Genomic DNA, 24,017 nt, shown 5'->3' with positions numbered 1-24,017 from the left:
ACTGAAGCAATTATATACTTTATATTTTTGTGATAAATGTAGATAATGATAAACACTATTTCCAAAAGTTACATAATGATGTTGGCGAATGATTTAATTTTGTTTTCACAGGTGGTTAAGCTTGGCAGCTTTAGCAAGGTAGCTGACGAACATAACCTGACTAATTCTGTAGTCAGTAAACATATAGCGCGCTTAGAAAAAGAGCTGGGTGTGCAGTTGTTGTATCGAACCACACGCAGTTTAACGCTGACGGAAGCAGGTAGAGCGTTAATTCAACGAGCTAACATGGTGAGCCAATTAACTTCAGAAGCTAAAGATGCCGTTTCAGGTTTTGGTGATAAAGTTAAAGGCCATATAAAAATGTCGGTACCTACTATCTCTGGCGATTTATTACTTGCTGATGCGGTAGGTGAGTTCTGCCAAAGTCATCCAGGCTTAAGTGTTGATATGTCACTTGATAATCGCTTTGTTGATTTAATTGAAGGCGGATATGATCTTGTTATTCGTACCGGTTGTCTTGATGATTCAAGTTTGATCGCTCGCCATATTATCGATTCTGAATGGGTGGTGTGTGCTTCCCCTGATTACATCAGTAAAAATGGTCAGCCTATGGTGCCTAACGAATTAAAAAATCATGATTGTTTACGCTATGTTTATCAAACAACTGGAGCGAGTGATTGGGAGTTTAAATCTGACGAAGGCAATTATTTTGTCACGGTATCTGGCTCATTCTCTACTAATAATGCGGCAGCATTACGAAAAGCCGCATTAGGCGGTTATGGCATTGCCTATGTGCCAAGGTGTTTGGTTTATCATGATTTATGTGATGGTCAGCTAGTTGATATTTTTCCGCTGTTAGTGGCGAAAAAGCTCGGTGTCTATGCGGTTTATCCGTTTACCAAGCAACTGCCTCAAAAAATAAAGCTACTGATAGAGCACATTAAATCGTGTTATTTATCGCGGGCTCATTATTTTATCGCTAATAGTTAAATGCTCTGTAAAGTAGCTGTTTTTTAATAGTTTGCAATAAACAAAGCGTTTAGTAAGTTGTTACTAAACGCTTAAAAGCAATATTTCTATTGTATAGAAATAGGCGAGTAATTTTTTATTTGTTCCCAAACACACAGTTCTTTAGCGAAATTTAATAACTCGGTGAACATAGGTAATTCAACCGTTATTATAAGGCTATAGATAAATTTGGCGTGTGAGAGTCGCTGCTAAAGTTAGCTTTGTCGTTGTTATGAATTAAGAGCTAACCCTAGCAAAATGAATTTACTAGGGCAGCTAATAATTGTTTTGCTGATATTCTTAAGTTGATGTTACTTGATCATTTTGACATTTGTATATGAGCCAACTTTTCCATTGTTATCTATTGTAGCAATACTGACAGAGCCAATGTTTTGTAGGCTAAGTTTCTTTAAAGCGATCAATGGAGAGTATGCTAAATTTGTATCAAGTGTTTGTGTGATATTATTTTGTTGCCACTTTAAACGATAATTTGTCGCGCCTTGTATCGGTGTTAAAGCTAAGATAGCGCCTTCAGTTGACGAAAATAATACAGCATCGTTTGGTGCTCTCAATCCTTTAGACGTTGGCATAATTACTTTATATTCATCGGTCCATTCGCTATCAACACTCCCTGTAACTAATCTTCTTAAACGAAAATAATGATCTTTACCTTGCGCTAGCGCAGGAATACGAGTGGCGCCGTGAGTATCAATGAGGAAACTCTTTGTGTAATCACCAGGAGCTAAACCATATTGAATTTCATATTTAAAGTCTTTGCGGTGTACTGAAAAGCCGATATGAAAGGCATCGTCTTTTGCGGCAATTGACCAAACTACAGGCGGTAATTCTGCTGGCGTAGTCGCTACCGGTTGAAAACTACTATTATTGCTTTCGCCTAATGGGTTAATAGCCGTTAATTTAAGTTGGTAAGCTTGATTTTTTTCTAAATTAGCTATTTCGGCAAAGTTATTAATGGTTTTTTTACCAAGAATTTTTTTACCTGCGCTATCTATCACTTCAAGCTGATATTCTGTTGCCATATCTGTTTTATCATATGTCACACGAATAATATCTAGTGAAGTAAAGATCGATTTAATAACAGGCGCTTTGGGGAGTGCTTGAAATATGTCGGCTTGTTTTACGATATAACCAAAAGGATCGAGTAAATGAACACTAAGTTTGTCAAAAGACTGAGTCACTTTGAAACGGTTGATTAGTTCATTATCGCCAGGGGTAATTGTGGGTAAATCAATAGTTCCAGCATCTTTTATTTCACCTTGCTCATTTTTCGCCAACCAAGCGATTTGATAGTTGCGCATAACAAATGCAGGGAAGGTATTGGTTGATTTCGGCTGTAGTGAAACTTCAAAATTATTGTTACTTATTTGTTTTAGCTTTAATTCTTCAACTGGTGCATTAAAGTTTTTTAACTTATCAAAGGCACGTTTCGGTGTGCGATAAGACGTTAACACGCCCCAAGCTCGGTTTTCTGAGTAATCTGTTGTCCAAGTTGGTTTTTCATCTTTCCAATCACTGCGATAATCACTGAAAGCAAAGTGTGAAGTACCAATTAAATAAGGATGTTTTTTTAATCCATTCCATAAACTTTGCGGGTCTAACGTAGACTCATTAGGGTCAACACCATCTAATTTAGTACCAATTTCAGAAAAGAAAATTGCTTTTTCTGGGTGGTAATTATGGACAACTTTCAGTCGTTCTTCATGATCGTTATATTTATTAAACATCACAATATCAGAATACATAGTTGGGTCATTTGCCTGGAAATCGGCAGAGTAGGAAATATATACAGCGAGTCGAGTCGGATCTAGTTGTTTTGAGTGTTTGATCGCTCCTTCTACATACTCTAATGCTTTAGGGTTTTTGTCTAGATCACCAATTTCATTGCCAACACTCCAACCAATAATCGATGGGTGATTATAATGATCGTTAACTAAACGTTTTAGCCACTCCTTAGGCATTGGATGATCAGGGTCTACAAGTTTATCTTTGCCCCATAAACCAACTTCTTCAATTAATAAAAAGCCTACTTCATCGAGGTAATCTAAATAAGCTTTTGGCAATGCAGGTCCTGATAAACGGGCAAAATTACCATTAAGTGTTTTTAATAGATCAACGTCTTCTTTGATACGTGATAATGGTAGTGAATTACCATCGAATCTATCTTCGGGCACCATATTAAAGCCATTTAAACGGATTTTTTCACCATTTAAATAAAGAGCATTATTCTTCGTTTCTACCTTGCGGATACCAAATCTATCGTTAATTTGGTGATGTTTATTTCCATTTAATACAAGCGTTGCTTTAATGTTGTAAAGGTTTGGATCATTGAAGTGCCAAAGAGTAACTTGCTCTTTATTTAAGCTTAAATTATGGGTGATATTAAAGTGGTTATTTTCATCGATAATAGCTTTATGAGCAGAGAAACGTTGCTGATAAATATTTTTGTTATTGTAGCTAATATCAAGCTCGACTTCGGCGTTGTTTAAATCAGCTTTATCAGTATTAATTTTAGTTCGGATACTTAACTTTGCGTTGCCCTGTTTTAAGTTGGGCGTTGCGGTTACATAAACTTGTTCTAAATGTGTTTTTGGTTGATAAGTTAGGTAAACAGGAAAACGTATCCCTCCCCAGTTCCAGACAGCTCCACGTTTTACTCGGTTGTTCACCTTCACAACTAAGGTGTTTTTTTCCGTTGTTTTTAAATGCTTAGAAACATCAAATTTAAAGGCCATAAAACCTAGGTTATTTTCACCTAATTTTGTCCCGTTGAGCCAAACTTCGCTATCGTGATAAACAGAGTCAAAATTAAGTTGTACCTTGTCTAATCCGGCGATTTTTTTGCTATCAAACTGATAACGATACCAAGCAGTGCCTGTATAATCATGATATTGGTCATATACATCCCAAACACCTGGAACTTTAATTTGGTCCCAATGTTCAACATTTAAATTTTGAGCCCACCATTGCTCTTTATGGCCAACGTTGTAGCGATCTATTTTAAATGACCACTGACCGGCTAACGATTGAGTTTGTGTGGTAACACCCTTTGTTGATAAAGACAACGGGTTATCATTTTGTCTTGATTGGTTTTGTACAACACCACAAGCACTGATAAACAAGCTAAATATAATCAGTACTAGGGTGGATAGATTATTGTTTTTGACTAAAGTTTTGCTAAACATCTTTTCATTCTCTTTATTAATATTATTAATATTGATAACTAATTGTTATTGAGGAGAAGAATTGACACTTATTTATTAAAAAAACTATTCTTTTATTGCTGGTGTTAACCAGAAATTAAAAATATCTTTGAGTTGATAATACGCTGCTTTTTTCTCACGATATTGATTTACGATCCCCCATTCTCGGTAGCCGGATTTTGGCGTGCCTTTGTAGTTACTGCGGTAATCATTATAAGCCCAAAGTGAAAAACCAATAAGGTAAGGGTAGTTTTTCAGTTGTTTTAGCTCGGCTACAAGTTCTTCATTTAAACTCGCGCCAGCACCACCACCGATTTGTTTAATGCCGACTTCCGATAGAAAAATGGGTTTGCCTGGGAAATTTTGGTGAGTCGCGGTTACTTTTTGAGTTGCGTTTCCATAACTATTGATGGAGATAAAATCTAATTTATCATAGGGCTCATTACTTTTATTGGTTGAGGCATTGAAAGCGGTTAATGACACATAGGTTTTTAGCCGGTTAGGATCGAGTTTGGCAACATAATCTAACATTGAGTTAATATAGCCTAGTTGACTTGGTGTTAATGTTTTTTCAGACCAAGGCGGCAGGGGATCACGCAATTCATTGCCAACACTCCAGCCGACGATAGCAGGATGATTAAAATCACGTTCAATCATTTCTTTTAACCATTGTTTAGTTAATGGGTTGTCTGGAAAAGATTGCGGGTCATCATCACCCCAAACAGGAATTTCCCCGATCACTAAATAACCTAAACGATCACAGGCATCTAATAGGCTTTTTGAAAGTGGAGCATGCATTAAGCGGGAAAAATTTCCACCAAGGCTTTTAATGTCTTGCATGTCTCTTATTACTAACGCTTTAGGCTCTGTATTGCCGTGATCCGGATGGTCATGTACTCGGTTTAAACCATTTAAACGCATTGCTTGATTATTAAAATAAAATTGTTCGCCACGTATTTCAAATTTACGAATACCAAAATTATCAACTTTGTGATCAATTGTTTGCTGCTGGGTACTAATTTGGCTGTTGAGCTTATATAAATAAGGATTATCCAGTTGCCATAGGTGGTAATTTTTCAAATCATCAACAAACTTGATCTGTTTAAACCCCGTTGATTTTCCCTCTAAGGTGATGGTATTAGAAAATTGCTTTTTGTGTTGTTCATTGTCTTGAACTGATGATGTGATATTAACCGTTTGTTTTTTGTTGCTGTAATTTTGTAATTTATATTTGATTTGATAATTAATGATTTGTTGGTCAAAATCAGGGATAGCAGTAATATGTTGATAAACAAGACGAACATCATTATCGGCAGATAAGCTGACATCTCGGCTTATACCACCCCAAGCCCACCAAGCGCCACGTTGATAGCTATTGTCGGCCATTACTACTAACGAATTTGTTTTTGTAAAATTGATATAAGGCGTAAGATTAAATTCAAATGGCGTATAGCCGCCAACATGTTGACCTAACAATTGACCATTTAGCCAAACTTTTGCGCTTTGGTAGACAGCATTAAATTTTAAGCGAATATTTTTATCTCGCCACTGCTCGGGTAGGTTAAAACTTTTTTGGTAATATGCTTTTCCTGAATAAGTTTTATACTTTTCGGTGGTATCCCAGTTACCAGGTACCATTAAACTATCCCAAAGCGTAAAATCGCTACTTAATAAGGTGTTTTCGTCAATAAAATTTTGATTTGTGAATTGCCAATTACCGTTAAGTGATATTTGCCAGTTATTCTCTACTGCTAAACAGCTATAACTCATGAATAAATTTATAATAATTAGGAAGTATAGCTGCTTTAAGCGTTGTATCGTTTTAACAAGTGTTAGGTGAGTCGTCATAATAATCTTCATTGCTGTTTTTTAAACTATTGTCTTTAGTTATAAATAACGACACAAATTATTGACGGGATGAGTGCTATTGCATTTCACTTTCTATTTGTTTGGCAACGGCTTTTAAACTCGGCAAAATATCATTAAGGTTTTTTTCGGGGATCCAACCTGAAACACCAATGGCACAAAATGCTGGCTCACCTATGGCAATCGCTAACGTTGAAGTTTGTTCATCGGTTTTTACATAGCTAAAACTTCGCTCCCTCGTTTTTGCTACCACGGTAAGTAGTTCATTAATCCCGTTTGGATAATTGGGGATATCTTCGATATATTGATAAGTTTCTTTAATTTTATGGTCTTCAAGCTGTGCTAATAAGGCTAAGCCAACCCCGCCTGAACTTGCTGGGTATAATCCCATTCGACCAATCGCCTCGGTAGATTTCATACCTGGATGAGCATGGTAAAGGTAGCTAACATGATCACGCCAAAGCATCCCTAGCGCAATAGTTAAACCAAATTTTTTAAGTGATTCAATAGGTTTTATTGCATGGTTGATTAATCCCGAAGCAAATAAACTTTGAGCTGCCAATACATGCATACCTGAGCCTGCTGTATATTTTCGCTTAGTCGTTTTTCGAGCTATTCCAAGATATTCTAGCGTAATGAGAAGGCGATTTACTCTTGTTGGCTCCATATGAAGTCTACGTGCAAGTTCACGGCAACCCACTGGTTCGGTAGATAATGCAAGCTCTTGCAAAGTAGCAACACCATCGATCAAACTTTGATTTAATTGGGATTTAATTTTTTTTTCTGATGGCATTTATGAGGAGTCTATATGTCTATGCGTATTAATAATTTTTGATACTCGAATATAATATAGTATTCGCGACTAAACACAATGGCTGCACGTGTTCTAAGCAATGAATACTTAAAAAAGGCGCCCCTTTTGACAGGGGCGCAACTTGGAGAGACCTTATTGAGGGGCAATAAGGCAAGAGCCATTACTTAAAAGTTAGCCGAAAAAGTAAGTTTGTAAGTACGGCCAAACTCTACATTGCGGCGGATCGCATATTCATAAGCATGGTATTGTTGTTGGCGAGTATCTAGTAAATTTAACGCCTCAAAATTTAACTTCATATTGTCACTAATTTTCCAATTAGCGCTAGCGACAAGGTCATCATAAGCTTTCACATAAATACCATGATCAGATACACCGAGAGAATCGATATATTCGTCTCGCCAGTTATAGGCTAAACGGACACCAAATGTCTCATTTTCATAGTATGTCACTATGTTGATGTTATTTTTAGATAACCCTGGCAATTGAATATTGTTGCCACTGTCATCCATAAATGGTGTTTTACTATCGATATAAGTATATGAAGTCATAATACCTGTATCACTTAACCAACCAGGTAAGAAAGTAAATGGTTGTTGGTATAACAACTCAATACCTTTAATTTTACCTTCTTCTCCATTCTTTTTCGTTTGAGTTTGAATTGGCTCACTAATACCAGGTAAGTTTCTAAACTCTTCGGCTGCAATAATGAATGACTTTAAGTCTTTGTAAAACAAACCCGCCGATAGCAAAGATGCATCATCAAAGTACCATTCAACAGAGAAATCATATTGATTAGCAACAATCGGATTTAATAATGGGTTACCACCAACACCGGTAAAGTTGTCGCCTAACACAACCCCGCTAGTTAAATCTGCCGTATTAGGAAACGAAAGAACCCTAGCACCACCAAAGCGGAAAACTAAATCGTCATTCCAATCTACTTTCATTACGGCTGAAGGAAGTAGCTCAGAGTGTGAAACTTTAGTTTCATATGGATTCACTGAATTATCTGCGTTATCAATAATATTGCCACGAGCCGTTAAGTCTCTATCAACGTTACGTAACCCAAAATTACCAGATATATTGCGGCCAAATAATTCTGAATCGAAATCAGCTTTTACAAATATTGCTCGAATATCTTCTGTGTTACGGTATTCTCGATCAGGGGCTGAGGTCGAGTCACAAAGTGCTTGTTGAGCATTATCAAATAAACTGCTCAACGTTTCGCAACCATGCCAGTTCGCTTCATTGGCTATTAAATAATGTTGGGTAGTTACTGGAGCATCACCAGAGAAAAAATCATTATTTTTATACTCTTGGCTAATGTTACCTATAGAACTTGCCTCAATTTCAGCCAAATTTAAATTTGGGCTAATGTCTCGATAATATCCATCATTTTCAGTTTCAAATGTATTGAAGCGGGCACCGTACGAAAAACCACTAAAGAAACTATGGTCAAGTTCAATTTTCGCATCAAAATTAAACGCTAGGTCTTCAGTGTCGTTAACAAAATGATTATCAAACAAAATTGTCAATGCTAGTTTTTCTTTATCTAATAACGCTGTTTCGCTAAATTCTAACGATGGCACATCAGATGCGTGCAGATCCCAACTAACCGCTGTTGCATCTGTCATTTGAAAACGGATAAAATCTTGTTCAATGACATTTTCAGCCTTGGTATAAGCTATTTCGCCTGAATAGGTCCAGCCATTGGCAAAAAATGAAGCCCCAATAGCATTACTACTAAATTCGGCGGTAGCATCCGCGAATTCACTATTACCTTGCATTGGGCGGTTTACCGTTGCAGCTGTGATTACGTCAATACCTGGTTCTGAAGTAACTTCAATATCACTATATCCGCAACAATTATAAAACCCAACCCAATTACGATGACGATCAGATTTAACTTTTGAAAAGAAAGTGTCTGCATAAATTTCTAAGTCGTCATTTGGTTTCCATTGTACGATAGCATTTACACCCGTTTTATCGCGCTCATCATTAATTTGCCAAAAGCGCATATCTCTAAATAATAATTTTCCGGTGTGTTCGGTTCCTTCCCATCCTGCAACCAAATCATATCCTGAGAATGTATTTAGGCCGTCTTCCTGAAATTCTCGATTAGACTTAGAAGCCGCGACTTGTACACCTAATGTGCCATCTAAAAAAACATTAGAATACAGTCCTGAATACTCTAAACCGGCGTCACCAGATAACTCACCGTAGGAGCCTGTCACACTTGTAACAATGGTTTCTTTGTCACTATCTAACGGTTTACGCGTTACAATATTTACTACGCCACCCAATGCACCTTCAATTTCACTTGCACTTGATTGCTTTGACACTTCGATACTTGACACTAAACTTGATGGAATAAGTGATAGCAAGCCATAAGTTGAAGAGTCTAATGTATCTGGCCCTTCGTCGCCACGGCCGCCGCCGCTGTAAACCTGACGACCATTAATTAGTACGATGTTTTCTCGTAATCCTCGAATTGAAACGGCGCTACCTTCGCCAATCCCTCGCTCTAGTTGAACCCCTGAAACACGTTGTAATGACTCCGCGACGTTAGCATCAGGCAATTTACCTATGTCATCAGCAGAAATTACATCAACAAATTGTGATGAATATCGCTTGGCCGCAACCGCCCGAGTTAAGTTCTGTTGTATTCCTGATACGACTATTCTTTCTATACCTTCATCTTCATCGTTTGTTTCTGCTATAGCATTATTTGCTAAGGATAATGACATAGATAACGCTATTGCACTGTAACGGAAAGTGCGTAATTTTTTCTTCATTTTTTAACTTCCTATTGCTACAGAAGTAATACATTAACTCTCTGTATTTAATTTTATAGTTTTTTAATTGTCACATTTGGTGACATTTTTAAATTAACAATGTGTAGCTATTATAGCAACAATTTATTTTGTTAAGATGAAATAATTACTGGCAGAATTATTTCTATCTTAGTGAGAGTCTGTTGATGTTACGGTTAGTCGGTTAGGTAAAATTTGTGGAGCAAATTAAAGTTTAATTAAGTAGCTACTTAGTTAAATTGTGATTTTAACGTCATTCATTGATGTTATATGACGGAAAGGCTCTGGCTCATAAAAATATAATTAATTAAGTTTTTGATTAATTATGTGTCACTCCGCTGGTGTAATTACAAATAAAGGTAAGGCGGAGTTTAATTGATGAGTTATCTAACCGTATGAAGAAAATACTAAGTGGAATTTTACCTGTATTACCAACACCTTATGATTCAGATAATAAGATCGACTGCCAAGCAATGGAAAGCGTAGTCGAATTTTGTATAAAATCAGGGGCTAATGGTCTAGTTTTTCCTGGAAGCGCAAGTGAACATGATTATTTATCGTTAAATGAACGACTTAAATTGTTATCTGTAATATCTGTTACTAATAACCAACGTTTGCCTATAATTTATGGGGTAGGGAAAGGAACTTCTCTTGAAATTATTGAAAATATTAAGCTGGCCAAGCCTTATGGAATTACTGCCATAATGATTTTGCTGCCCGCGCAGTTTTTACATGAGCCAGAGCAAGCCCATCAATTTATGGCAGATATTTGTACTGCTTATCCTGAAATAGATATCGTATTACAGAATGCGCCTCAGCCGATTGGCGCAGAATTATCACCAGAAGTTATTACTTCTATTATTGCAACGTTACCCAATGTTAAATATATCAAAGAAGAAACCTTGCCTTCAGGTGCGCGTATTACAAAATTACTAAAACTTGCGCCAAAACATTTACAGGGAGTTATTGGTGGAGGCGCGTGTTATCTTATCGACGAAATGAAGCGTGGAGCGATTGCTGCTATGCCAGCAGCAGAGCTAACTGATTTAAAAGTAAAAATCTGGCAATTGTATAACAACGATGATGAATTAGCTGCCCGTGATTTATATATGCGAACTTTACCTATGCTACTTATTCAGGTGATTTATCGTATGCGTTTAACTAAGTTTGTGTTGACCGCTAGAGGGGTACTTTCTAACGATATTGTTCGGGCGCCTTTGCCAAAATTGGATGATGCCGACAAGTTGGAGGTAAACCATTTATTAGGTTTTTTGTGGCCTTATATAGAGAAATGTGATGAAAGATAAAGAGCTTAACGTTGAGGCTTATTTTTGAAGCCTCATTAACTTACTCGAATAAAAAGTTCTTTGTTGGCGTTTTGTACATCACATGCCGTGAGCAATGTAAGCAGAAGGCTGCGCTAAGGCCTTAAAAAGTTGCCAAATATTCGTTTCATAAACTTACCTTATAATGCAAATTTATTGTTATGTTACAAGCGCAGCGTTACGACATCCTTCAAAAAAATGACGATAGTTAATAAAGTCTATTTTCCTCCATGAGGGTTTTTATTTGTTGTTGATCAAGTGCTGCTTCTACCACAAAAAGTTCATCAACACTGCCTTTAAAATAATTTTGGCTAACATGTTTAGCTTTGGGATTATAGCCAATATTACGGCCTAAGGTTAGAGGTCGCGATTTTGGATGGTCAAGCTGTGTATTGATTTTGGCGATTGATTTATTTTTAGTTTTTTCGAGTTTGCCATTCACATATAACAATATGTGCGTAGAAATATCGGATGTTTCACCGCCATATAAAACAACCGCTACATGGTGCCATTGGTCGTCACGTAAATCGGTACTACCCACTACTTGCGCCTTATAAGTTCCTATGCGTAAGCGACCAAGCTCTCCATTTTCGGTTTCTGGATTAGGGGATATTTGCCATGATGCATAATCTTCTTGTAGTCCCCAACTAAGAATGCCATATGCGTTATCTGTAGAAAAATCGCTTGGAATTTTTACCCAGAAACTGACAGTTCTAGGGTGGTTGCTTTCGATCCCAGGGAATTCAGTTTTCAGCCAATCGCCGTTGCCATTAAATTCAATCGCTTGTCCATAAACACCAGTAATTTGTTTGATATTTCCTTCAGCAGACATATCATAAGCGGGATAGTTATGATCGTCGAAACCACGGCTGTTTTCTGTAAAAGCATCGGCTTTTTTGTTGTTAAAAGACCAATGTAAATAGCTAGGCTTAACTGCAGACTTTCCGGGTAAAACTCGCATAAATTCTTTTGGATTGCTGGTAATATGTTCTATTTTATTGGCTAAATCAAAAGACAAAGCTTGGTCTTTTTTAACATGTTGATAACTTTGTTTTTTATTAGCCCTTGCTTTAACTTCTCCATCTAAAACATGAACTTGTGATTCTCCGTTGGCGTTTACATCGACCCCGAATTCGGTGCCTAAATCAATAATTTCTGCGCTTGGGGTATCGATACGAAAACCGATAGCATTTTGTGGTACACGAGCAACCAATTTACCGTGGTGTACAGTGACATTATCAGGCGAATTTAAAGTTAAATTAACAGGTGCTTCTAGTACTAATACGACACCATTTTTTAGGGTTACTTCACTAAAACCATGCGCTAATTCAATATCGCCTTGGCCGAGAGTGTTACCTAAAAAAAGCCGTTGTTCATTGTTGGATACCGCTGCAATTTTTGTGACAGTAGCAAAATCTCGCTGATCTTCAAAAAGGCTGGCGATAAATATAAAACACACAAAAGCAGCAATACTGGCCGCCATAGTCCAAGGCTTATCCAACCAATTATTGGCGGCTTCGCGATCAATTAATTTCAGGTTTACTTGTTCAGATAAAGAAGGTTGTTGACGGTCATTAATTCGAGCATTTACTTCTTCGACAAATATCTCGGTGTGATTGTTGCTGTCCAATTCCCCAGATAAAATGCGTGCTTGGGCAATGAGTGAACTCACTTCCTTTAGTAATTCGGGATGTTCTTGGCATTCAGCTAATAATTGTTCAGCTACGTCTTCGCCTGCTAAATAATCAGCGAGTAATTTTTCTTGCGCTTTACTTATTTTAAAGTCTTTCACGGCTTAGTCCTCAACCTTGTTTTCAATACAGGTTTTCAACTTTTGTCTGAGTCGATACATACGCATGGTCATGGTTGAATGACGATCACCATACTTTTTACAGAGCTCAGTTAGAGAGTAACCCAAAGTGAAGTGCTCGCTAAGTAGGGTACGCATTTTATCATCAAGTTTGGCTATGCATAACCTAAGATGAGATATTAAATCAATTTCGTTATTGCTGTCGTAATTTTGTTCAATTTGTTGATTGATTAAGTTTTCAAGCTCGTTATTTCCACCCACTGCGATTGCTGAATGTTTGCGTTGTTGGTTACGTAATAAATTAATTGCAATACCGCGTAACCAAGGGGCAAAAGTAGCGTCCTTTTGGAATTGCTCAAGTTTGTCATAAGCGAGAATAAACGTTTCTTGTGCTAAGTCTTCAGCTTCGTGAATATTATTTAGCCGCACTCTTAAACAAGCCCTGATAGCCGATTCGTAACGTCTTACCAATATCGAATAAGCGTGACGTTGACCATCGAGAGTCATGTTAATGAGTGTTATATCATCTAGGTCATTGGACGGTGTCATAGGCTCTTACTCAAACACAATTTACAGCTACAGTATTAGTTGATCACTAACGGCTAAAATGTTGCACATACGATGGCGAAGTCATCGGCAATTTAGTGGTAGTCGTGGTTAATTTTCCCGACTTTTTATCACGATAAATAATATTGAGTTGGTGGCTTAATTGATTAGCGACAACCAAATACTCTTGATCGGGAGAAAAATTAAAGTCACGCGGATGGTCGCCACCCGTTGATACTTTGTTGATCATGCTTAGCTTTCCTTGGCTGTTGATTGTAAAACCATATAGCATATTCTCACCTCGCACGGCCGCATACAAATGTTGACCACTGTTATCGATACGAATTGCAGACGCAATATTGGTGACACCGGCTTTTTCTTTCGGATTTAATAAGTATTTATCAATAAAGGTTAACTTGCCAGAGTCACTATTTTGTTTAAAAACGCTGATGCTATTGCTTAACTCATTCAGACTATAAACTATCTTTTGAGTTGGGTGAAAAACAAGATGGCGAGGGCCATCGCCAGGGTGCATTTTTATACGTTGTATTGGCGATAAGTTTTTGTCTTTACTATCAAACACCAATATTTCATCAGTACCTAAATCTGTCGCATAAAGGTAACGATTTTCATTTCCCCAGCCGACATAATGCATAAATGGCGCTTGTTGGCGTGCTGTAATACTTTTACCAATATTTTTAAAATCGCCAATATTGTCTATTGTATCGGCATTAATGCTAAAGCGACTAATGTTACCACTGGTATAGTTAGCGATAGCAAGTTGCTGAAGTTTATCGTTAACATTGATATGGCATATACCTTTTCCTGCAATCTTCATTGTATTGTATAGGCCAAACTGTTGTTTGCTGGTATTCCAACTAAATTGATTAACTAGCGGCGATTTTTCGGCATCTGTTGCTATGCTATATAAGGTATTACTTTGTGGTTGCCACGCTAAATAGGCCGCGTTAAACGACGGTGCAACTAGCTTTTCATTTGTTAATTCTTGTGACGATTTATTGTAAGTGACTAAATAAACCCCTGATTTATCTGTCATACCATAGCCACCAATTAAAAAATAATCGTTGTCGTTAGCTACGTTGTTAATAAGCGGCTGTTCGTTAACTTTTGTTGAGCTTTGACAACCACTACCTACTAGCGCAAAAAGACAGATTGCTAATATTTTCAGTTGCTTGGTGCCCTTTGTTAGTAAACTATTACTTCTCACCGGTTGTTTCCTTTTAATGGTTAATCTATTTCAATTTCAAATAATGCAGCTGGCACGGTATCAGACGGATGCTCTAACTCAATGACAAGCTTTTGGCAATTAACCACTTTTGGTAGTTTAATTTTATTGATTGTTTGATAATTGTTTTTAACGTCTGCTAACAGAGTACCGTCTTCACTCTTAATACGATAGTTGCGCACACAATATGGCATGACCGTTTCAGGGTGTTGCATTAAAACGGTTTCTAATGCATGGTCGTAATCACAATCAAAGTATAAGGTGATTTCTTTGATTGCTGTTTTTTCTGGCCAACTTACTGTGAGTTGAGGTTGATTGTCGGTTAAATCAGCAAGCCATGCATTACTTTTCAGCCAAGGGCGTAAATATCCATTGATAACTTGCTGTTTGTTATATGCTTGGATCGCTGGTGAGAATGACAGTGCAAGGTTTTGTCCTTTAGGTCGCCTTTCTGGTGTCCAAAACTCAAATGCTTCAATGCCACTATTTGCTGGTGGCTCCTGTTTACCATTGTTCGATACGGCTTTATGTACTTTATTAAATACGGCTAAAGTTCCGGTAACAAGCTGAGATGAAATCGCAACTTCAACGGCATCATTGGCGCTAAAACAGAAAAAGGCGTATTGATCGATGACGTCGATATCGGAAAAGTCGAAAGCTACGGTTTGTTTACCACTTGCTAGTGGCAGAGAGATCGTTTTATGAACGACATCTGGTGTGTAGTTCTCTGGTTTTAAACTTGTGCGTAATTGACAAGTGATCTCGGTTGCATGCTTTGCATTTACATTTAAGCTAATTTTAGGGGCTTTACCTGCCGTAAGCGGAACTAATTGGGCAACCGTTTGAGCGAGTGATTGATAGCTACCATCAGCTTGATAACCAGTAAGGACAAATTCACTACTGACATTGATTTCAGCAGAGGTTGCTTTATTTTGTCTGCTATCAAGTGGAATACCAGGAATACCATGACCAAAACGATTTAATCGTTGTTGTAGGTTACGCATATTTTCAGTGGTTAATAATGCCTTAGGTTGGACGTTTAAATCTTTACACATTGCTGCTGCTTCACCAACAGCTTGACCGCCATGAGCACAAGTGATCATAACGCGTGTTGAACCATATGCCATATGGCTAGCACTGATGTTTCGGCCTGCAAAATACAAATTGTCGATATCTTTGCTGATAAAACAACGATAAGGGATTTGATAAACACCTTTTGAATGGAATTGTGAACAAGCGGGTTTATCACTATATATGCCTTCTGAAGGGTGAATATCGATAGCCCAGCCACCAAAAGAAATAGCATCCTCAAACTGTGTTTGTTCTATTATGTCTTGTTGACGTAACATATACTCACCGTTAAAGCGGCGACTTTCGCGTTTACCGGGTACCGTGCCTACCCATTCTAGCGTGAGATTTTCAACATCTTTGAATTTACCGCTGTTTTTAATATAGTCCCAAATACCATAAACAATTTTCCACAATTCCCATTTTATTTCTTCTGTTTCATATATAGTGTCGCGAATGCCACCGTATTCAACCCACCAAAATTTCACACCAGAATCATGACCTTGGATGTTTTTTGAACGAGGAATAGCACCAATTTCTTCTTGTGTATAAGCAAAGCTTGGCGCTTTATATTCAACTTTATGGTCGACTTTTTTACTGTAGAAAAACAGGGTATGACCAAGTAATTGATTTGATTCATCTTCGGTTGCTAACAGTTCATTAAATTCTTTACGAGATTCAGCACCAATGCGGAAACTTGCGCCAGCGTTAAAGCCAATGAGGCCATCACCGGTTGCGTCACAAAATAATGGCGCGGCAATTTTGTAATGGGTGGAATTTTGGCTACAAAATGCTTCAATACTACTAATTATCGTATCGGATGATTTATTAACCTGATAAGCGGCAGTGTTTAATAATAAGGTAATATTTTCTTCGGTAATGACTTTGTCTAATAAAATTGCGTCAAAATAAAGAGGATTGCCATCAGGGTTGGTTTTTAAATTTTCCAGCATGATTTCGTCGATAACACCGCCTTCTCTTGACCAACGATTGTTATTGCCCATGTGTGAAGTAGCACCAAGCGCCCAAATACGTACTTCACTCGAAGCATTCCCGCCGAGAACAGGGCGATCTTGTATCAGAATGACTTTACTGCCAGCTCGTGCAGCGGTAATTGCGGCACAAACACCGGCAAGGCCGCCACCTGCGACGACAAAATCGGTGTTTAGGCTGGTTACTTTGTTGATACGGGTACTTTTATTAAATTGTTCTTTTATCATGCTAGTTTCTTCTATTTCTTTAATTCGTCTATCGCTAATTGTCGGCGTTTTTGCTTTTGTTCATTTGTTAATGATTGAGCAAAAAATACTTCTGGATCGTGAATAACATCTGTCTCTTTCATCTCTGTGTTACCGCCTTGCAGCATTAAGTTACAATCAAAGCGAGCGAGAAAACTGTGTTTAGTGGTTGGATCTTTTTTATCGGAAAAATGACTAATTCCCCATTGAATACCATGGCCGAAAGACTCATTAGTAAAGGCCTGAGGATCATAAGGTTTAGCGCCAACCGGCATCATTGATGTGGTTGCAGCCAGTGAAAAATTCACCCCGTCAGGTGAGTATTGAATACTATTGCTTTCATTACCATTACGAATAGCAAAAGCTGCGATACCTTCTTTAAATTGAAAGAAGGTGGTTTCGTGGCCGGAGTTCAATACTGGATTTAACGGATGCTTTTCAAATGGCCCTAGTGGATGGCTTGCGGTTGCTAATCCGATCCCGACTAGATATTCAGGTCGTGTACCATAAGCCGCTTTGTAATAAAAATGAATTTTATCCTTATATACTAACAAATAAGGGCCATGTACTGAGTATTGATCCCAAGCACCGGGCTCACCATTGGGAACTACTAATTCATCGTGCGGTAGCCATGGTCCATTAGGGGTATCGGCGACAGAAACCGCGACAGGGCAGTTATCACCTTTTACCATGCTTGGTTCTACAAACGCTTGATAATATAAATAGTATTTACCTTGCCATAGCAAAATATCTGGCGTACATACTGAACGCCATCCCCACTTCGGCTTTTCAGGACGTGCAACTGCAATCCCTTGTTCTTGCCATGTAAAACCGTCACGACTTGTGGCATACCATATATCTGCTAAGTCCCAATCTGTTGAAGGAATGCTATCACTACAACCCTCAGGGCCGCGTGGTGGTGTTGGTGTATGACGCTTGGTATACCACATATAATAGAGACCATCGACAAGGATAATTTTCGATGGATCGCGGCGAGAAACGGTACCGTCATTATCAGCGTAGTCAAAACCTTGAAGATAAGTGTATTTAAAGCTAGTAAATAACGGATTATCTTCTGGTCTAGGCGTTAAATAATTGTCATATAGACGTTCCATTGCTTTGCTCAATGGACGATCTGGTTTGGTTTGGGGAATATCCCAAGGAAAACTTTTTAATGTCGTCATTTCATCGATTCTCTTTAGCTTGTTTTTTGGCTAGTTCTTCTCGGTGTTTTCGTTGTTCTGGCGTTAAACTTTGTGCGAAGAAAACGTTGGGGTCATGAATAACATCAGTCTCTTTCATTTCTGTATTGTCGACATCAAGCATTAAATTACAGTCGAATCGGGCAAGAAAACTGTGCTTAGTGCTTGGATCTTTTTTATCAGAAAAGTGACTCATTCCCCACTGTAACCCCAATGCAAAACCACTGTTGGTAAAAGCTTCTGGTACATAAGGGCCTGCGGCAACTGGCATCATCGAGGTTACTGAGGCCAATGAAAAATTCACGCCATCAGGTGCGTATTGAATACTGTTACTCTCGTTACCGTTTCTAATAGCAAAAGCAGCGATACCTGATTTAAAAGGGAAATAGGTCGTTTCATGGCCAGAGTTTAAAATTGGATTAAGCGGGTGCTTTTTAAATGGCCCTAAGGGACTGTCAGCGATCGCTAAGCCGTTACCAACTAAATATTCAGGGCGATCACCATAAGCGGATTTGTAATATAAGTGGATTTTATCCTGATATACCAACAGGTAAGGATCATGGATTGAAAACTGATCCCAGCTGCCAGGTTCTCCATTGGGTACAATAATTTTTCCGCAAGGTGACCAAGGTCCGTTAGGCTTTTCTGCCACAGACATAGTGACAGGACAATGATCACCTTTAAGACCGCTGGCTTCCATAAAAGCCTGATAATAAAGATAATACTTACCTTGCCATACGAGAATATCTGGCGTTGACACAGAACGCCAACCTAGCGCTGGTTTAGCGGGTCGTGTTATCGCAACGCCTTGCTCTTGCCAAGTAAAACCGTCATGACTTGTAGCGTACCAAATTTCCGCGAGATCCCAATCGGTAGAAGGAATTTCATCGGTGCAATGCTCAGCACCGCGCGGTGGCGTGATGGTATCCCTTTTGGTGTACCACATATAATAAAGGCCATCTACTTTGATAATTTTAGACGGGTCACGGCGAGATATGGTGCCATCATTCCCGTTATAATCGAAACCCTCAACCTTAGTGTATTTAAAGCTGGTAAATAACGGATTATCTTCTGGCCTAGGGGTTAAATAGTTATCGTATAAACGTTCCATTGCTTGGCTTAATTGGCGTTCAGGTTTATTTTGTGGAATTAACCAAGGAAAACTTTTAAGCGATTTATGAGTTGCCATTTAGAACCTCTGACTGCGGGCGACGACGAAATTTAATTAATAACAACAATCCAATGGCGAAAATTAAACCTCCTAATGAAGCGACGACACTTTGTCCACTTTTGGAAATTAATGACAGTGCTAACATAATTGCGCCGGTGGAAGTAATGCCAAAGCCGATGACACGTACACCTTTGTTATTATCAGACTGATGTTCACTTTCGGTTATTGTTAGTGCAGCTTTTTCTCTTTCGGCGGCTGCGTTCACAAATATTTTATAACCAGGGGCTTCGATTTTACGAATTCGTAAAATTAGTTCGAAAATTGTGAGTAATGCTACCGGTAACCCAACACCTAACATCATTTCAGACGCACGCCCCAAGGTGAGGTCGAAGGAGGTAGGCGCGATAAACTTGAAGAAACCGTTAACTGTTAGGCTAATAATCGTGGTTGCTAGAATTGTTTTACCTGTTTGGTATTTTGAGAATAATAACCAAATTGGTGGTAAGAAAAGTGCACCACCAGTTAATGCGGCTAAGGCAAAAACTACTTCAACAACACCGCCCATTTTTGGAACAAACAAAGCAACGACAATGGTTATCAAACCCAAAGAACCTGTTGCTATACGGCCAACACGCACCAAAGTTTTTTGTGAAGCATCTGGTTTAAAGTGTTTAAATATGTCGTTAGTAATAACGCCGGCGGAGATATTAAGTGTGGTATTAATGGAACTTGAAGTGGCAAATATCATTGCACCAAGCATTAAACCTAACATTCCTATAGGTAATACTTCTTTACTCATTAATAAGTAGGCGCCTTCGTTTTCAAAACCGCTAAGTTCAGGGTTTAATGCGCGGTAAATCATTGGAGCTATCATCCAAACAATTGGACTAATTAAATATAACCCGCCAAATAACCAGCCGACTTTTTTGGCATCTTGACTTGTCGCTACACTGGTAAAACGTTGAATGTACGCCCAATTTCCGGCGATTAAGAATAAATTGTAGAAACCGAATGCAAAGATAAAGCCCCAAGTGTATTCGCTATTAGTGAAAGCAAAAAAGTTTTCAGGCGCTTTGGCGATAAAGTTACTAATACCGCCAATTTTGTCGAAAGATAATGGAACAACGATAAGCACTGCAGCCGTTAATACAACAAATTGTAAAATGTCGGTAACGATCACAGCCCAAAGGCCACCTACAGCGGTATACATTAAGATTAATATGCCTAATATAATCACGGTGTGTTCAATAGAAATACCGGTTGAAACTTCAACAATTTTGGCAACTGGGTATAAAAAAGCCCCCGTTGAAAAGCTAGATATTGCTAAAAATATGTAAGTGTAAACCTTTTGAACATTGGAGCCTAAACGTTCTTTGATAAACTCTGCGGCGGTTAAAACGCGGGTTTTTTGCCACCGAGGAGCAATAACAAAACCAATAATCAAGCCTGCAATACACATGGTCCACTGAATTGTTACTGCTACCCAACCATGTTTATAGGCAATGGAGCCCCAAACAACAAAGGTACCGGCCGAGAAAAAACTCATAAAGAGTGAAAGGCCACTCATCCACCAAGGCAAAGCGCCACCAGCAGAGAAAAAGCTTTTCATATTTTTACCTGAGCTGGAAAAGCTCATACCACAGCCCACCACTAATAAGGTGAATAAGATGATGACGCTGATATCAATTGTATTCATATGAGATTCTACCTACTTTTTATTCTGGTTTACGGGTGTAATAACGTACCCAGTCTATGGCCATGCTTGTGCCATCAATATCGTCGGTCACAGGTCCTGCAATCGATGCTTTTAAAATAGCTAAACTAAACAACATGGTTGTTTCGCTGAAACAAACGTCATTGCGCATTTGATAATAAAGTTCACCATTTAGGAAAAATTTAAAATAGTCTTGATCCCACTCTAAACCATAGGTTTGATATTCTTGCGAATAGTCAGCAATATTTGCAGCGTTATAATTTGTAATTTCTACCCAATTTGTACCATTGTGGTATTCAAGTACGTAATCACTTATTAGATTGCGATAATGACCTTTGGCAGCGCCATATTCCTGTAGCCAGCCATTGATAAACTGAATTGCGCCAATTTCTATTGGTTTCGACCAAGCTAATTCAAGAAATTTATCGCCATGTTTTTCAGACACCCAACGAGTATCTGCGCGACCATCAATTGCAAATTTTTCTTCAGAAGGTAGACGGTTAAAAATGCCGTTGGTTTTAATGGTTACGTCGTTATTTAATGCGACATTTTGATGTTGCTTTTGTTGTGCAGTGTCAAAGGGATCGGGATAGCCATTTTTTGATGGCGCAAATACACGAAACTCGTTGATGTGAATAGAAGCTGGGTTTTGTGATCTTAATCGCACTTTTTGGGTTGTAATTGGTTTAACAAGTGCGACGGTATGATCAGGTTGACCTGCTAAAGTGTGATGTAGTTGATTATCCGAATGAGCAACTCGACCGTTAGGAAGTGTGTATTTGTCGGTCCAGTTGTGAACATTGGTGTTTATAATGTTGGGATAATGCCCTTCGTTGATATCAATTTCGCAAGCCTTTTCACCTTCGGGTACACCGTTTTTAGGCCAAAACCAAAAAGAGTTGTTGGTACCATAAGCTGCCGCTATTTTGTATCGTGCCTCAAAATAGCCATAATGAAATTGGCGTTTTGACCAAATATTACCTGTTGTCCAATCTTGGCTGCCACCACGATTTTCCTTTTTAGCCATTAAATGCAAAACACCATCTTTCACAACGGCATTTTCACGCCAGCGGCTACTAAGTACCCACGGATTTTCAGTTAATCCATTTTGCGAAATCCAGTTTTCATCTAGTTGTTCGTTGGAATAATTAAAATCATCACTCCAAGCTAGTTGCCACTGATTTAAATTAATTTTTTCTTTAGGTTCCGCTTTCAATGGGCTACTTATTAATAATAAGAAAGCGACGAGTGATAGCTTATGGATTGTCATATTTAATACCTTATTACATACGATAAATTGACGAATATAAAAGCTATTGTGTTGAACGACCTAAAGCGACACTTAGTTTTGTTAAAATAAATTTTAGATACCTAAATTGAGGTGATATAAGAGCCTAAAAAATGATGGCTGTAGCGTTATAAGCTGTTGTTAGCAGTTGTTCGAACAAAGTGAATATTACTTTCTATAACTTTTTTAGATGTTTGAACGATTAGGTTATTAAATAAGTGAATTGACATCTAGTATCACTCAGTATATGTTTCGTATACGAATAATATACGGAATGTATAATGGGAATAGTTAAAATATCTGATCAGTTACATGATGAAATTAGAAAATCGAGTAATGTCATGTCTAGATCAATCAACTCTCAAGCTGAATTTTGGATCAAAATGGGTATGCTTGCGGAGTTAAATCCAACACTTACTTTTCATGAAATCATTAAAAATCAATTGCTAAAAGAAAATCTTACGATTGAAGAGTTATTACATGAATAAAACAATGATAAAAACTGAAGCAGAAATTAACTTCATGAGAGAGTCTGGCAGGCTTTTAGCTCAAGTGTTTAAAATGCTCGATGACTTTATTTGTGAGGGTATAACAACACTAGAAATTGACGCTAAAGTAGAAAGTTACATTGTTAATGAATTAAACGCCCGGCCTGCGAGTAAAGGGCAATATGGTTATCAGTATTCACTGAATTCTTCTGTAAATGATGTGGTATGCCATGGCGTACCCAATGATAAGTACCCTCTAAAAGCCAAAGATATCTTAAATGTTGATATCACCTTAGAAAAAAACGGCTTTATCAGTGACTCAAGTAAAATGTATACTTTCAGTGCAACAAGCGCTGAAGCTAAACGCTTAGTTAAAACTACTTATGAGGCTATGTGGAAAGGTATTAAGGCCGTAAAACCAAAAGCTACGCTGGGCGATGTTGGCCATGCTATTCAAAAGCATGCAGAATCGGCGGGTTATAGCGTTGTTCGAGAATATTGTGGTCATGGTATTGGTACCGAAATGCACGAAGATCCGCAAGTTCTCCATTACGGAAAGCCTCATTCGGGTTTAGCATTAGAAGCGGGAATGACTTTCACTATTGAACCGATGATCAATCAAGGTTCAAAGAAAATAAAAACTAAAAAAGATGGTTGGACAGTTGTTACACGCGATAAAAAACTCTCTGCCCAATGGGAGCATACTATTTTAGTTACGGAAACAGGTTATGAAGTGCTAACCCTTCGCGAAGATGAACGACAGCTTTGAACTTAAAACTGCTTTGATACTGATACAGAATTCTGAACGCCATCAAAATAGCTAGAGTCTAGGTTTATACCATTGAGGTATAGTTGAACTAAATCTTTATCAATATTTATCGGGGACAGCGTGCATTTAACCATCTTTTTACAATCACATTGTTATTAGAGTAATTAATTACTTGATATTACAGGGTTATATTAGTAAATTTTAGTTTGTTAATTTAATAATATTCGGAGATGGCTTGTTTAAAAAGGGCTTCTTCATCTCAAATAAGCAGGAAGTGTATGAGTAGTTGTCCTAGCTGTAGTCGACCCTGTAACAAAATCTGTGTAACTGCCTATCATTAATACCCATGTAGGGTTTAGGATAGGCAGACTATGAATAAGAAAGAACTTGAAGCGTTTGCGAAGCAAGCCGCTAAATCGATTAAAACCGA

The 24,017-nt window shown here is 38.1% G+C and carries 16 protein-coding genes; 4 read left to right on the top strand and 12 right to left on the bottom strand.

From position 1 onward, the window contains the following. Nucleotides 1-78 precede the first annotated feature (78 nt). Entirely contained in the window at nt 79-990 is a 912-nt protein-coding gene (locus tag ACSLUO_RS14925) for a LysR family transcriptional regulator (RefSeq protein ID WP_448249740.1), read from the top strand. 329 nt (nt 991-1,319) lie between these two features. Here the strand turns inward: ACSLUO_RS14925 and ACSLUO_RS14920 are convergent, their stop codons facing one another. The 4 genes from ACSLUO_RS14920 to ACSLUO_RS14905 form a co-directional block, all read right to left on the bottom strand. After that, a complete protein-coding gene (locus tag ACSLUO_RS14920) occupies nt 1,320-4,211 on the bottom strand; it encodes a glycoside hydrolase family 2 protein (RefSeq protein WP_448249665.1) in 2,892 nt (963 codons plus the stop codon). 84 nt (nt 4,212-4,295) lie between these two features. Further along, nucleotides 4,296-5,999: a glycoside hydrolase family 2 protein gene (locus ACSLUO_RS14915; protein ID WP_448249663.1), complete on the bottom strand. Its 1,704-nt coding sequence runs from the start codon at nt 5,997-5,999 to the stop codon at nt 4,296-4,298. Between the two features lie 154 nt (nt 6,000-6,153). After that, nucleotides 6,154-6,888, bottom strand: a complete 735-nt coding sequence (locus tag ACSLUO_RS14910) for an IclR family transcriptional regulator (protein WP_448249661.1) — start codon at nt 6,886-6,888, stop codon at nt 6,154-6,156. Between the two features lie 185 nt (nt 6,889-7,073). Continuing rightward, nucleotides 7,074-9,704 (bottom strand): TonB-dependent receptor, encoded by a 2,631-nt coding sequence (locus tag ACSLUO_RS14905; protein ID WP_448249659.1) that lies wholly within the window; start codon nt 9,702-9,704, stop codon nt 7,074-7,076. 413 nt (nt 9,705-10,117) lie between these two features. On the opposite strand from ACSLUO_RS14905, the gene ACSLUO_RS14900 reads away from it, so the two are divergent. Further along, a complete protein-coding gene (locus tag ACSLUO_RS14900) occupies nt 10,118-11,029 on the top strand; it encodes a dihydrodipicolinate synthase family protein (RefSeq protein WP_448249658.1) in 912 nt (303 codons plus the stop codon). Nucleotides 11,030-11,255: 226 nt separating this feature from the next. On the opposite strand, the gene ACSLUO_RS14895 is transcribed toward ACSLUO_RS14900, so the two are convergent. Genes ACSLUO_RS14895 through ACSLUO_RS14860 form a run of 8 tightly spaced genes read right to left on the bottom strand, consistent with a single transcriptional unit; the run spans nt 11,256 to nt 22,312 of the window. Next, on the bottom strand, nt 11,256-12,839 hold the full coding sequence (locus ACSLUO_RS14895) for a LamG-like jellyroll fold domain-containing protein (protein ID WP_448249656.1): 1,584 nt from the start codon (nt 12,837-12,839) through the stop codon (nt 11,256-11,258). Between the two features lie 3 nt (nt 12,840-12,842). Then, a complete protein-coding gene (locus tag ACSLUO_RS14890) occupies nt 12,843-13,406 on the bottom strand; it encodes an RNA polymerase sigma factor (protein WP_448249655.1) in 564 nt (187 codons plus the stop codon). Between the two features lie 46 nt (nt 13,407-13,452). After that, nucleotides 13,453-14,631 carry a lactonase family protein gene (locus ACSLUO_RS14885; RefSeq protein WP_448249654.1) on the bottom strand — a complete coding sequence of 393 codons (1,179 nt, stop codon included), beginning with the start codon at nt 14,629-14,631 and terminating at the stop codon, nt 13,453-13,455. A gap of 20 nt (nt 14,632-14,651) precedes the next feature. Further along, complete coding sequence (locus ACSLUO_RS14880) at nt 14,652-16,937, bottom strand: FAD-dependent oxidoreductase (RefSeq protein WP_448249652.1); 2,286 nt, start codon at nt 16,935-16,937, stop codon at nt 14,652-14,654. An 11-nt stretch (nt 16,938-16,948) separates the two neighbouring features. Then, nucleotides 16,949-18,139, bottom strand: coding sequence for a glycoside hydrolase family 117 protein (locus ACSLUO_RS14875; protein ID WP_448249650.1), 1,191 nt, complete (start codon nt 18,137-18,139; stop codon nt 16,949-16,951). Between the two features lies 1 nt (nt 18,140). Beyond that, entirely contained in the window at nt 18,141-19,346 is a 1,206-nt protein-coding gene (locus tag ACSLUO_RS14870; RefSeq protein WP_448249648.1) for a glycoside hydrolase family 117 protein, read from the bottom strand. Next, nucleotides 19,333-21,024 carry a sodium:solute symporter family protein gene (locus tag ACSLUO_RS14865; protein ID WP_448249645.1) on the bottom strand — a complete coding sequence of 564 codons (1,692 nt, stop codon included), beginning with the start codon at nt 21,022-21,024 and terminating at the stop codon, nt 19,333-19,335. The genes ACSLUO_RS14870 and ACSLUO_RS14865 overlap by 14 nt, the downstream gene beginning before the upstream one ends. A 19-nt stretch (nt 21,025-21,043) precedes the next feature. Further along, the gene (locus ACSLUO_RS14860; RefSeq protein WP_448249643.1) at nt 21,044-22,312 is read right to left on the bottom strand and encodes a family 16 glycosylhydrolase; all 1,269 of its coding nucleotides are present in this window, start codon (nt 22,310-22,312) and stop codon (nt 21,044-21,046) included. Between the two features lie 299 nt (nt 22,313-22,611). Between ACSLUO_RS14860 and ACSLUO_RS14855 the strand changes: the two genes are divergently transcribed. Further along, nucleotides 22,612-22,818, top strand: coding sequence for a ParD-like family protein (locus ACSLUO_RS14855; RefSeq protein WP_448249641.1), 207 nt, complete (start codon nt 22,612-22,614; stop codon nt 22,816-22,818). Then, nucleotides 22,811-23,587, top strand: a complete 777-nt coding sequence (gene map, locus ACSLUO_RS14850) for a type I methionyl aminopeptidase (RefSeq protein WP_448249639.1) — start codon at nt 22,811-22,813, stop codon at nt 23,585-23,587. The genes ACSLUO_RS14855 and map overlap by 8 nt, the downstream gene beginning before the upstream one ends. Nucleotides 23,588-24,017: the final 430 nt, after the last annotated feature.

The sequence above is a fragment of the Thalassotalea agariperforans genome (assembly GCF_053470345.1).
Note: the sequence above shows the minus strand (reverse complement) of the source record. Positions and strands in the feature narration are given on the sequence as shown.